An 11,827-nucleotide genomic window follows, 5' to 3' on the forward strand; every position below is an offset into this window, starting at 1 on the left:
CGTCAAGCACAGCAACCAAAGCCATACCCACCTCCTCTGGGTAGCCACGACCCTACAACGGCCGTGGAACTGAGCCCGGTAACAACATAAGGACAGCAGCCAAAAAACGTCGTAGACACACAGGACCGGGTGTAAGCGGCAACTTTAAACTGACCGGAGACGGAAAATCTGGTTGACCGTTCGCTGCAGTGGTTTTGACCAGCGGCGGCAAGCATTTTTGGACAGCTGCAGCCACGGTGTGGTTTGGCGTGTTGGGATTCCTCTTGTCCATCCCTCGTGTCGTTACGGGGAGAGCCCCTTCCTTCCGCGGTGAAATGGCGATGCCAATCGTCTGTATTTCACCGTTGTGGGGAAGGAAGGGGCTCGTTGTGAAGTCTCCAGGAGAGTTCATGGAAATTTTAGCTGCTTACGATTTGACCCGGTCGTACCGGGATGCTGCGAAGATCTGCGGCGTATCGCATAACACGGTGCGTTCTTATGTGAAGGCCCGGCAGGATGGTGCGCAGGCTCCGGTGGCCCGGCGACGCGGCCGGATGACTGACCCGTTCCTGCCTCAGATGATGTCCTGGGTGGAGCAGTCCCGCGGGAAGATCCGGGGCGACGTGGTGCATGAGAAGCTCCGGGCTTTGGGGTTCACCGGGTGTGAGCGGACTACCAGGACCACGCTGGCCGAATTGAAGGCGAAATACCGGGCCCGGAACGTGCGTGTGCACCGTCCTTGGACACCGGAGCCGGGTCTGTGGTTGCAGTATGACTACGGTGACGGGCCCGTCGTTGACGGAGTGAAGACCGTGCTGTTCGTGGCCTGGCTGGCGTTCTCCCGGTTCCGGATCGTGATCGCGTTGCGGGATAAGACCATGCCGAGCGTGTTCGCCGCCCTCGATCGGACGTTCCGTCTGATCGGCGGGGTCCCCACCTACATTTTGACCGATAACGAGAAGACCGTAACCGTTGAGCACGTCGCCGGAATTCCGGTCCGCAATCACCAGATCGTGGCGTTTAGCAGGCATTACTCAACCTCGCTGCAGACCTGCCTGCCGGCGGACCCGGCCTCGAAGGGCGGGGCGGAGAACGCGGTCAAGATCGCCAAAGCCGACTTGGTCCCGCAGGATACGAACGTGCTGCCGGAATACGGCTCGTTCGCCGAGCTCGAAGCAGCGTGCGAGGTGTTTATGGAGGAAGTGAATTCGAGGGTGCATCGGGCCACGCTGGAGATCCCGAAGGACATGCTCCGGGTTCTCGAACGCCCGAGGTTGCACCCGGTTCCGGCGACACCTGTGACGGCGAGCTTCGGCCACACCCGCCAAGTCCCGCCGAACACGCCGATGATCACCTTTCAGCAGTGCCGGTACTCTGTCCCGCATACCTTAATGGGTCAGATGGTGTGGGTCCGCGGGACCGACGCCGAGGTGGTCATCGTCCATGTCGGGGACTCCGGCCCGGTCGAGGTCGCCCGGCATAAGCTCACCCGCCCCGGCATCCCGGCGATCATCGATACCCACTTTCCGCCCGCCCCTGCCGGCGCTCTGGAGCGGGTGATCCGACCAGGCAACAAGGCAGAGGAGGAGTTCCTGGCCCTCGGCGCCGGCGCCGCGCTCTGGCTCAAGGAAGCCGCCGCCGCCGGCACTCAGAAGATCCGGCACAAAATGGAACGCGCCGTCACTCTCGCGAAGGTCCTCGGCGCCGACGAAGTCGACAAGGGCCTGGGCGCGGCCGCGGTGCACCAGCGCTTCACCCACGAGGACCTGCTCTCCATCGTCAACACCGGCAACGCAACAAGCCACACAACCAGCACCACCCACACCGTCACTGACCAAGGCCGGTGGTTGAGCCAGGGCACCAGCGGCTGGGCGAACTTCGGCACCACCCCTGCCACAACCAGTGATGAAGATTTTGAAGGAGCCATCGATGAGCGCTAACACCATGACCCCGCCCCTGGCCGATACGGCGGTAGAGAACGTGATCGCGCTGATGCGCACGACCCGGATGCCACACGCCCGCGCCGTGGTCGCCGACGTCCTGGCCACCGCGAAAGCCCAACGCTGGGACCCCACTGAAGTCGTCCGGGTCCTGCTCGAAGCCGAAGCCACCGGCCGGAACGCCTCGATGCTGGCCACCCGGCGTAAACGTGCCGGATTCCCCACCGGGAAGACCTTCGATGTATGGGACGAAGCCCTCTCCACCCTCCCGGCAGCGACAACGTCGTTCCTGCGGACCTTGGAATGGGTGCGTCGGCGGGAGAACCTAATTGCCTGCGGGCCCTCCGGCACCGGCAAAACCCTGCTCCTGGAAGCCCTCGGCCAGCAGGCCATCGATCAGGGCATGTCCGTGTCCTGGCTCAGCATGGAAGACCTCGGCGCACTCGTGCGACGGCACCGCATCGATGACAGCGTCAACAAGGCCATCACCCGTGCCACCAACGTGGACCTGATCTGCATCGATCTATGCCGAGCCCGCGACTATGCCGAGGAAACCGGTGCTGCCTTTGAACGCGGGCAGGTGGGGCTTGATTTCACGAAGAGGTGATCTTCGGCGTGTCGGCATAGTTTCTCGGGGAGGAGCCTGTTCATGGGAGCAACCGTGCTTCCGTGAAGGAGGCGAAGCGCAGTGTCTGGAACGAGAAGGAAAGCTGGCCAGTTGTGGCCGCATGTCGAGGGTTACCGAGGGTGGTTGACGCAGCGGGGTTACACGCCGGGCACGGTCCGGAACATGTTGAAGGACTTGGGCCAGGTCGGTCTCTGGCTTTCTGGCGAGGGGCTGGGAGTGGAGGATCTGAACGAGGAACGCGTGGCGGCGTTCCAATCTGAACGGCGAAGGGTTGGCCGGAGCAGGAGCCCGGGTCCGCGCGCCATGGTTCCCCTGATGAGCTACCTGCGGGAGGCGGGCGCCGTCCCCGAAAGAGCGCCTTTGGTGACGCCGTTGGGTGCGCTCCTGGCCTCGTACCGATCGTGGATGGTCCAGGAGCGTGGCTTGGCGCTGAGCACTGTGCTTCGTTACGAGAACACTGCCCGGCGTTTCCTTCAGGAGTCTTCTGTCGGTGGGATGTTCGCCCCGGAGGCTCTGACCGGGAAGGACATCAATGCGTTCCTGCTCCGGGAATTCGCCCGGGTATCGGCCGGGTCGGCGAAGGGCCGGGTGGCCGAGCTGCGTTCGGTCCTGCGTTTCCTCTATCTGCAGGGCCTCACTGGGTTGACTCTGGGTGCGTCGGTTCCGGCGGTGGGTGGATGGCGCTTCGCGACTCTTCCGCCGGCGGGGACGTCCGCGGAGGATGTGCAGCTTCTGCTCGACAGCTTTGACCGCAGCACGCTGGTCGGTGTCAGGGACTTCGCGATAGTGATGCTGGTGTCGCGGCTGGGCTTACGGTCCATCGAGGTCGCACGCATGGAACTGCGTGATGTGGATTGGCGGTCCGGGGAACTCATGGTCCGCGGCAAAGCGCGCCGCCAAGACCGGTTGCCGTTGCCGTCAGAGGTCGGCGAAGCGCTGGTCGCATACCTCTCCTCTGGCCGGAATCCTGCGGATGCCAACCATGTTTTCCTGACCTGCCGGGCACCTCGCGGACCGATCCGAGCTGATCTGGTCGGCGATGTTGTCGAGCGGGCGTGCAAACGAGCGGGCCTGCCCAACGTCGGACCGCACGGACTGAGGCACGCGCTGGCCGGTGAACTCCTCCGCAGAGGCGCTGGCCTGATGGCGATCAGCCAGGTCCTGCGCCATCAGGACCTGGCCACGACCGCCCTCTATGCCAAGGTTGATCTGCTCGCGCTGCGCCAGGTTGCCCAGCCGTGGCCGGGGGTCGTGCGGTGAGTGCGTTGGAGCAGAATCTCGCGGATTACCTGCAACTGCGTCGTTCGCTCGGACATGAAATGGCCGAGGCCCGGTGGCTGCTGCCAGGCTTCGTAGCTTATCTGGACGCCCACGAAGCATCTACGGTGACCATAGAAGCGGCACTGGACTGGGCGCAGCAATCGCCCACAGGCCAGCCGACGACCGTGGGGCCGCGGCGGATGATGGCTGCCCGCGGTTTCGCCCGCTATCTGGCCGGCATTTACCCCGGCACGGAGATCCCGCCGCTGGGTCTGATGCCGGTCCGGCAAAGATGGCGCCGACCGTTCATCTACTCCACAGCCGACATCGAAGCTCTGATGGGCCAGGCCCGGATCTTGATCCGATCGCCCCTGCGGGCCGCGACCTACGAGACTTTGATCGGGCTGCTGGCTGCGAGTGGTCTGCGGATCGGCGAGGCAATCACGCTGGACCGCAGCGACATCGACTGGTCCGAGGGCCTGCTGGTGATCCGCGAGTCCAAGTTCGGAAAATCCCGGCTGGTTCCACTTCACAGCACTGCCATGCAGGCACTGAACGCATACGCCTTACTCCGCGACGAGCTCGAACCCCGCCCAGAGGAGCCAAGCTTCTTCGTGTCCCAGACGCACAGACGCCTCTGCTACGCGGTCGTTTGCCAGACATTCCGGCAACTGGTTGATGCCGCAGGGGTCGGGGCCGGGGCACCCTCGGCGCCCAGGCTGCACGATCTACGGCACACTTTCGCGGTCCGCACCCTGCTCAGCTGGTATCGCACCGGCGAGGACGTGCAGGCGAAACTTCCATGGCTATCGACCTACCTGGGCCACCGTGAACCGGCAACGACCTATTGGTATCTTTCGGCTGCGCCGGAATTGCTGGCCCTGGCCGCGGCACGCCAAAATACCCGCTGGACGGCGGTGCGATCATGACGCTAATTGCACCGACCCTGCAGATGTTCTTCACCGACCGGCTCACCCAACAGCGCCAAGCCAGCCCGCGGACCATCGCCGCCTACCGGGACGCCTTGAAGCTGCTCCTGGAGTTCATCCACACACGGACCGGCAAATTGCCTTCCCAACTGGACTGGGCCGACATGGACGCGACCATGATCTCAGGATTCCTCAATCATCTGGAGACCACGCGAAACAACAGCATCAGGACCCGCAACGTCCGCCTGACAGCAATCCGCTCACTGTTCTCCTACGCCGCGTTACGTCATCCGGAGCATGCGCTGCTGATCCAGCGTGTTCTCGCCATCCCGCCGAAGCGGTTCGACAAGCGCACCGTGACGTTCCTGACCCCGCCCGAGATCGACGCCATCGTCGCGGCCCCGGATCAGTCCAGATGGGAGGGCCGGCGTGACAGGGCCCTGATGCTCCTCGCCATCCAGACGGGTCTGCGGGTCTCCGAGCTCACGGGCCTGAACTGCGCAGATGTCACGCTGGGCAGCGGCGCGAACGTCCGCTGCGAAGGCAAAGGACGCAAACAACGCGCCGTTCCACTCACCACTCCCGTCGAGGGACTGCTGCGTTCCTGGCTGGCCGAACGAGCCGGCCAACCACACGAGCCAGTGTTCCCGACCCGGACCGGGCGGCGGCTCTCCCGCGACGCCGTAGCGTTGCGGATCAGCACGCACGCAGCGACCGCTGCCCGAACATGTCCATCCCTATTGGGCAAGAAACTCCACCCTCACGTGTTTCGTCACAGCTGCGCGATGACCTTGCTCCAAGCCGGGGTCGACACGTCGGTGATCGCCCTCTGGCTCGGCCACGCCGGAGTCCGGTCCACCGACGCGTACGTCCATGCCGACATCCTTATCAAGGAGAAAGCCCTCGCTCTGACCACGCCGGCATCCGCGAGCCCTGCCCGATACCACCCAACAGACAAAGTCCTCGCGTTCCTCGAGAGCCTGTAACTATGCCGACCTGCGACCCTACTGGATTCTGCACACCAGCCCAGACTGGCACCAGCCTCGGCATAGTCGCGGGCTCGGCATAGATCGATCTATGCGGCGGATATCCGCATAGATCGATGACATCGGCCTTCTGCCGGTCTCCGCCGACGCAGCCGAAGGCTTCTACCGCGTCGTCGAGGCCTCCTACGAGAAACGCTCACTGGCGATCAGCTCGAACATCCACCCCTCCGGGTTCGATGAGCTCATGCCCAAAACCATCGCCACCGCGACCGTGGACCGACTCCTCCACCACGCCCACCTCTGCCAAACCAGCGGCGAGTCAGTCAGACTCATGCAAGCCCAAAACGGGAAAGGAACCCGCCCTATGCACTAACCCCGGTCAGGCGCCCCGAAACCCCACGCCCGGGACGCCTGACCCTGTCCAAAAATACTTGCCGCGACCGGTCAATCACCTGCCGCCAACGGGCAAAGCGACCTGCCGCCACCGGTCATTTCTAAGTTGCCGTTGACAACCGGGCACGGCGGAGCTCTGCGACGTCGGGACCGGGCCCAACAGCCGGCCACGGAGCGAAGCGGAGAGGACGCCCAAAAGGGTGCGAGCCCCGCGAGCATGCTTCTCCCCGCGCATTGTCAGACTGGGTTGGTACGGTGAACCTGTCTCGCCTGGTTTCCCCCAATCCCAGGCGGGACACTTATGTCAGAAGGAGAGGTCGGCAGTGGGATTACGAAACTTCCTAAACAGGCGCAGCTTGTCTGTTGGCCTCGAGCCTCCGCCAGCGTCAATGGCGGCCGCGCCCATCGAGCGGGTGCCCCTAACAGCGGAACAACTGGCGGACCTCGACGCTGCGCGCGCCGAATTGCTGGAGCTCGCCGCCGAGGTCGGGGTAAAAGAGTCTCAGCGCGTGCCCCCGCGACGGGAGTCGCTGGCAAGATGACCCCCCGACCATACGGACCATCACCGCGCTCATCAGGGAGACTCACTTCGAAGAGCAACCCTCCCAGGGGCATGACGGGCCGGCCCGATAGAGCGGGCCGCCGGAATTGGCGGACCCGCCCTCGGATCCGGTTAGCTTCCTTCGTCGTTGCGGATCTTGGTGTTGGCGCGGTACGCCATGATCGAGGCTCCCAGTGCTGTGAGCGAGAGAACGAAGTTAACGATGGTCAGTGGTTCCATGAGGGTTTCCTTATCGTTGAGTTGGCCATATCCTGAGAAAGGAGCCCGGTGGCCGCAACCTAAGCGGTCACGACCACCGGATTGTGTGACTACTACCTCCTTGCGTTCCGCTTACGCTTCCGAGTTCCAGCTCGGGAGCGTTTGCTCTTTAAGCGCGCGTTCCGCGTGGAGAGTAGAGCGATGACAGCTGTTATCAAGCTCACGACCGAAGTCACGAGCTTGATTGCTTCGTCGATGCTCATGTAGCCACCTCCTTTCTGCCCCGCCGTGCGAGGCCCCCACGTCGCAGCCGGTCGAGGGTGGGCCGTCAACCCCGAAGAGTGACCGGGGAATCCCGCGAAATAAGGGAGCGCAGCGACCGCGTGGGATTGCCCGGTTGCGTGGGTTGACGGGTCGGGCCCCCGGACGGCTACGATCAGTGGCCTTGTACGGAGAACAACCCAGCCACATGTAAGGCAAAAAGAGGCTTTTACAGGCCGCAGCGCAGCGAAGGTCCGTTCTGTTCTTGATCCTCTAGGCTGGGGCCATGGACAAGAAGAAAGCAGCGCTGATCTGGGCGCTTTTGGGGACTGGCTTCCTTGTGTACGGCCTCTACTGTGCCTTGACCACCGGCGGCACCTGGTATCTCATTGCCTCCGCCGCAATCCTGATGTGTTCCGGCGCGGTCTGCCTCGGAAGCGCGGTCCAGATTATGCGCCGCCCGGACCAGCAGCGCTACTAGACAGGGCGACACCCAAAGGAGCAGCATGCTTGGTTTTAAAGTGAACGTCCAGAACGAGGACAAGACCGCTGCGTTGGAGATCCAGGGCTTCCTGGATCCGGAGACGGCCGAGGGTTTCGCGAACGCAGTTCAGGAAACCCTGCAGATGTGCGTGGAAGAGTACGACGAGATCACCGGTTTCGAAGTTGGCCGTCCCGGCCCCATGGAACCCCGCGATGATGTCCCCGAAGCGGATATTGAATACTTCATCGATCAGATCACCATGTCTGTCATGAATCCCGAACCGGAGAACCTGATCAAGGGCGAGTCCCCCGTGCGGTTCGCTGTTGAGCACCCCGTGGAGTTGTAACCGGACGCCACTCCTATGGCCGGCCGCACGTAGCGGCACGAACAGAACGGGATCCCATGAGCGAGTCCATCCCGCGGGCACTGCAACCACCGGTTGCTGTTGCCCTGGCGAAACTCGTCAAGACGTTCCCCGGACCCAATGCCCTCCCGGGCGGGATCTGCGCCGAACCCAAATGGGATGGCTACATTTACTGGACATCGTCAACCCAGGTCTTTATCAGAGCAACCAAAAACAACTTGGGTGGATCTCCCCGCGAAGGGTAACCCACCCAAGGTCATTTAGGGGTTTAAGCCTCAGGTCTTCACGTTAATTTGCCTGATAGTGAAGGCTTTAAGACTCATTCCAGATCATGGCGGCAAACCAGTCCGCTGTCATTGACTGTGCCTCTAAGTCTCCGTCTGGTTCGGTGACGCACAGAAGGGCACGGGCAATTCTTCCTTCCCGCGTCTCCAGGTCAGCGCCTCTGGGGAAACTGTCTAAGTATTCCCAAGTCTTGGACTTAGCCTGTTCTAAATCATCAGCGTTGACGGCGCTACTGCCGCTCCAATACGCCTCAGCAGTCCGCAGAGGAGATTGGATCTCCGGGGGAATAGGTAGAACTGACAGATGCTGAAGCAGCAGCTTCATCAGGCCGCGCCACTCATCTATACCTTCCGCACTTGATATCGCTTCAGCGGCTGCCAAAATCTCCACATTTTTCAATATCTCACCCCAAACTGGTCCATCACATTCCTACATCCGGAGCATACGACCTTTGGTAGGCCGTGGCCAGGTCTCGAACCGCCGATAGCAACCGCGCGAATCCAGCTGTTGTTGAGGTCAAGGTTGGCGTCCACGGCCTGGCTGAGGCAGCCCAGCTCAGCGCACGCGCCATGCCAACCCATTTGCAGCTTCTTCGGTACAGCATCCACTGCTTCTTGCACTAGCGGGTTGAGAACTCGTTTTGCTCCACCGGTGGATACATCCGTTATTACTTGACCGGCGACATGCAATTCTGCGGCCGCCCCACCTGTACGTCCTGCGGCTAGAGCCGCATCTGCCGCTTCTTCCGCCGTTCTCAAAACGGTTGATCCGGTTGCGCCTTTGATTGCGCCGGATACGCCTGGGATCTTACCCCCGATTGCTCCCACAGCAAGATCTGTTCCTGCGTGAAGCGCGAGTTCTTCTGGGGTGAAGTCTCCGTCCTTGTCAATAGCCCAGCCCCCGGTAGAGAGGGCTGCCCCTACCACCGTTCCACCTGCTATGCAGCCGATGAGTGCGGTGAAAAAGCAGATGCCGATGCCTGCAACGACTCCAACCGCTGTTCCGATGCCTTCGGCAGTGAACCGGATGCCTGTCTTGTCGGCTTGTTGCATGCTGGGGAATCCGCCGATGGCGCCCATGTCGGCGTCGTCCCACAGGTTGCCCGGTGGTGGCGCTGGAACAGACCGTACAAGTGGCACGGCAGGACTTGCCACCCGTCCTGGGTTGTTTTGTTCTTCTCTTGCGTTCTTGTAACAGCCACAGGGAGCGCTGGCTGACCCATCAATGGTTTCCGCTCGAATGATTTGTAGCCCGGAGGGGTCTGAAGCGTTGATGACGTTGCCGAAGGCGTAGGTGTACGGGGTGAAGCCGCGTTGGTCTTCGGTGTTGAGTATGGGGTCGGGGGCTGTAAAGATTCCGGTGACGGGGTCGAGTTCTCGGGCTCCGAGGTGGGTGAGGGTGCTGACGGTGTCGTCGAGCCCTGAGATGTAGCCGTTCGCTGCGCCAAATCCTCCGGGATTGGCGGCGTTGGAGCCGGCACCGGCGGTTGTCCCTGGTGCGGCTGAGTAGGTGTTGTTGGCTGTTCCTGTTGCGTTGGCTCGTCTGGCGAGTCCGACGGGGTCGGTGTAGCGGGTGAGTGTGGTGATCGGTCCGGTGCCGGTGGTGGGCATGGTCATGGTTTGGGTGGTGTTGACGGTGTCGCCGACGATGAACGTCAGTTTGGTTCCGGCGGCTGTGGCGGTGCGTTGTGCCACATTTTTTCCGGCGAAGGAGTAGGTGCAGGTCGCGGTGCTGACCGGTGTGGTGGCGGAGCTTGTGTGTGCCGTTACCGTGCCGAGCGTTACCGTGGTGCCTGTTCCGTCTTTGATGCCGACCAGGTTTCCTGCGGAATCGTAATAGCGTTTCCCTGCGGTGCTGGCCACTGCCGGGGTGACCGAGGCGGGTGTGCCGGTTCCTGCCCCGGGGTTCGGGTTGGCAGGTACTTTGCTAACACCGGTGGTGGTGTCCAGTCGCCCGTCGAGGGTGTAGGTGAGGGTTTGGTCAGCGCGGTCCGTCAGGCGTCCTGCTGCATCCCAAGTGAATGCTTGGGTGGTTGGTGTGCCGATTGCGGGGGTGGAGACGATTTGCTGGACCCGGTGTGGTCCTGCCGCTCCGGCGGCAGGGTAGGTGTAGTTTTCGGTGACCGCGAGGGCACCTGTGGCGTCGAAGCGTTTGACTTGTGACCTGTCGCCCGCCTGGGTGTAGGTGTAGGTCTGCGCATATGGTGCGGCCCCGCCGAGCCCTGGGACATTGGTCGAGGCGGAGCTGGGCGCGGAAGCACAGTTCGTGCTAGCTGACGGTGCGGGTGTCCAGACAGCAGCCAGACGTGAGGCGTGATCGTAGGTGTAGCACTGATAGTCCGTGGCAGTAGATGGGCGGCTGGTGAAGGCCAGTTCCCGGGCAGTGATCTTGCCGGCCTGGTTATAGGTGTACCGGGTTTTGCCCAGGTCGGAGATAACGTTGCGGGTGATGTTGGTTGACCATTGGTCGGTTAGCCTGCCGGTGGTGGCGGCCCAGGTGAAGAAGTTCTCGTTGGTACCTGTGGTGTTGCCGGTCCCGGTCGTGTTGTTGTCGAACTGTTGGAAGGAAGTGATCCTGTCCAGGTGGGAGCGCTGGGTGCTGGCGGCGTACCTGTCGGATTTCTCGTTCCACAGAGACCCTTGATTGTCGAAGTCGTCATAGGCATAGGTGAGAGTCTCGGCGGGCATCGCCCCGACGACGGGTAGCTTCTCCTGCCGGATTTGCCCCGTGCTGGTGAACAAGCGCGTCGTGGCGTAGGTACCGGCATATGCGCCCAGCTCTGACGGGAGAGTGACTGTTGTGGTGCTGGGCTGGTACGCGGCGTTGTACCCGGAAACGGCGGTCACAACTGGTTGACCCAATCCGGGAGCGTTGTAGCGGGTGCTGGAGGAGAGCTGGCCTTTGCCTTTGGCCGTGTCAGTGTCGTAAACGGACCGTTCCAGGACCATGGCCGTGCCACCGGCGGGCGTGACCGATTTTTCCAGAATGCGGTCCAGGTCGTCGTAGGTGAACCCGGTCACGGCACCTGTTGCGTCTGTTGTTGTCAGCGTGCGCCCGGCTATGTCATAGGCAGTGGAACGTGGCCCCGCGTCATCTTCAGCAGCGACTCACGATTCCGACGCGCAGCCGGACAGTACGGAGCCATCCCGCTCCACGACCGCCGCGAGTAGACCGGAGGGTGGGCCGTTCGCCTAGTGTGGGCGGGCGGTCCGCCGCAGGTGGCCGGCTCTTGTGGGTGGTTGCCGGCGGCGGACCGCCGTTCCCGCCAAGGGCCGGCACCACTCACCTGGTGCGTGCGGCAAGCCCGGGCCGGGATTGACCTGGGCGGATCCCCCGCGGGACCACGGAGAAGCATGCTCGCAGGGCTCGCACCCTTTTGGGCGTCCACTCCGCTTCGCTCCGTGGCCGGCTGTTGGGCCCGGTCCCGACGTCGCAGAGCTCCGCCGTGCCCGGTCCTGTGTGTCTACGACGTTTTTTGGCTGCTGTCCTTATGTTGTTACCGGGCTCAGTTCCACGGCCGTTGTAGGGTCGTGGCTACCCAGAGGAGGTGGGTATGGC

The 11,827-nt window shown here is 62.8% G+C and carries 12 protein-coding genes; 10 read left to right on the forward strand and 2 right to left on the reverse strand.

From position 1 onward, the window contains the following. Positions 1–368: 368 nt before the first annotated feature. The 9 genes from istA to ACLRGI_RS17230 all read left to right on the forward strand — a co-directional run bounded on the left by istA (position 369) and on the right by ACLRGI_RS17230 (position 8,229). A complete protein-coding gene (gene istA, locus ACLRGI_RS17190) occupies positions 369–1,919 on the forward strand; it encodes an IS21 family transposase (protein ID WP_419202777.1) in 1,551 nt (516 codons plus the stop codon). Then, positions 1,909–2,526 (forward strand): ATP-binding protein, encoded by a 618-nt coding sequence (locus ACLRGI_RS17195; RefSeq protein ID WP_419202778.1) that lies wholly within the window; start codon positions 1,909–1,911, stop codon positions 2,524–2,526. The genes istA and ACLRGI_RS17195 overlap by 11 nt, the downstream gene beginning before the upstream one ends. Positions 2,527–2,709: 183 nt before the next feature. Beyond that, complete coding sequence (locus ACLRGI_RS17200) at positions 2,710–3,807, forward strand: tyrosine-type recombinase/integrase (protein ID WP_419202779.1); 1,098 nt, start codon at positions 2,710–2,712, stop codon at positions 3,805–3,807. Then, a complete protein-coding gene (locus ACLRGI_RS17205; protein WP_419202780.1) occupies positions 3,804–4,736 on the forward strand; it encodes a tyrosine-type recombinase/integrase in 933 nt (310 codons plus the stop codon). The genes ACLRGI_RS17200 and ACLRGI_RS17205 overlap by 4 nt, the downstream gene beginning before the upstream one ends. Further along, the gene (locus ACLRGI_RS17210) at positions 4,733–5,722 is read left to right on the forward strand and encodes a tyrosine-type recombinase/integrase (protein WP_419202781.1); all 990 of its coding nucleotides are present in this window, start codon (positions 4,733–4,735) and stop codon (positions 5,720–5,722) included. Before ACLRGI_RS17205 ends, ACLRGI_RS17210 begins: the two co-directional genes overlap by 4 nt. 121 nt (positions 5,723–5,843) lie before the next feature. Next, positions 5,844–6,095, forward strand: coding sequence for an ATP-binding protein (locus tag ACLRGI_RS17215; RefSeq protein WP_419202787.1), 252 nt, complete (start codon positions 5,844–5,846; stop codon positions 6,093–6,095). Between the two features lie 1,327 nt (positions 6,096–7,422). Further along, positions 7,423–7,617 carry a hypothetical protein gene (locus tag ACLRGI_RS17220; protein ID WP_419202782.1) on the forward strand — a complete coding sequence of 65 codons (195 nt, stop codon included), beginning with the start codon at positions 7,423–7,425 and terminating at the stop codon, positions 7,615–7,617. Between the two features lie 25 nt (positions 7,618–7,642). Next, positions 7,643–7,966, forward strand: coding sequence for a hypothetical protein (locus tag ACLRGI_RS17225; protein ID WP_419202783.1), 324 nt, complete (start codon positions 7,643–7,645; stop codon positions 7,964–7,966). 56 nt (positions 7,967–8,022) lie between these two features. After that, positions 8,023–8,229, forward strand: a complete 207-nt coding sequence (locus ACLRGI_RS17230; protein ID WP_419202784.1) for a DNA ligase-like domain-containing protein — start codon at positions 8,023–8,025, stop codon at positions 8,227–8,229. Between the two features lie 67 nt (positions 8,230–8,296). On the opposite strand, the gene ACLRGI_RS17235 is transcribed toward ACLRGI_RS17230, so the two are convergent. Together ACLRGI_RS17235 and ACLRGI_RS17240 are read right to left on the reverse strand one after the other, a co-directional pair. Continuing rightward, positions 8,297–8,668 (reverse strand): hypothetical protein, encoded by a 372-nt coding sequence (locus ACLRGI_RS17235; RefSeq protein ID WP_419202785.1) that lies wholly within the window; start codon positions 8,666–8,668, stop codon positions 8,297–8,299. Continuing rightward, positions 8,665–11,289 carry an RHS repeat-associated core domain-containing protein gene (locus tag ACLRGI_RS17240; RefSeq protein ID WP_419202786.1) on the reverse strand — a complete coding sequence of 875 codons (2,625 nt, stop codon included), beginning with the start codon at positions 11,287–11,289 and terminating at the stop codon, positions 8,665–8,667. The genes ACLRGI_RS17235 and ACLRGI_RS17240 overlap by 4 nt, the downstream gene beginning before the upstream one ends. 72 nt (positions 11,290–11,361) lie before the next feature. Between ACLRGI_RS17240 and ACLRGI_RS23425 the strand changes: the two genes are divergently transcribed. Further along, entirely contained in the window at positions 11,362–11,439 is a 78-nt protein-coding gene (locus ACLRGI_RS23425) for a DUF8317 domain-containing protein (RefSeq protein WP_503409151.1), read from the forward strand. Positions 11,440–11,827 lie beyond the last annotated feature (388 nt).

The organism is Paenarthrobacter sp. PPS72 (genome assembly GCF_048537125.1).
Taxonomy (GTDB): Bacteria; Actinomycetota; Actinomycetes; order Actinomycetales; family Micrococcaceae; genus Arthrobacter; species Arthrobacter nitroguajacolicus_E.

Coding starts and splice junctions, on each gene's coding strand:
- ACLRGI_RS17195 (WP_419202778.1), top strand. CDS start 1,909: ATGAGCGCTAACACCATGACCCCGCCCCTGGCCGATACGGCGGTAGAG.
- ACLRGI_RS17200 (WP_419202779.1), top strand. CDS start 2,710: ATGTTGAAGGACTTGGGCCAGGTCGGTCTCTGGCTTTCTGGCGAGGGG.
- ACLRGI_RS17210 (WP_419202781.1), top strand. CDS start 4,733: ATGACGCTAATTGCACCGACCCTGCAGATGTTCTTCACCGACCGGCTC.
- ACLRGI_RS17220 (WP_419202782.1), top strand. CDS start 7,423: ATGGACAAGAAGAAAGCAGCGCTGATCTGGGCGCTTTTGGGGACTGGC.
- ACLRGI_RS17225 (WP_419202783.1), top strand. CDS start 7,643: ATGCTTGGTTTTAAAGTGAACGTCCAGAACGAGGACAAGACCGCTGCG.
- ACLRGI_RS17230 (WP_419202784.1), top strand. CDS start 8,023: ATGAGCGAGTCCATCCCGCGGGCACTGCAACCACCGGTTGCTGTTGCC.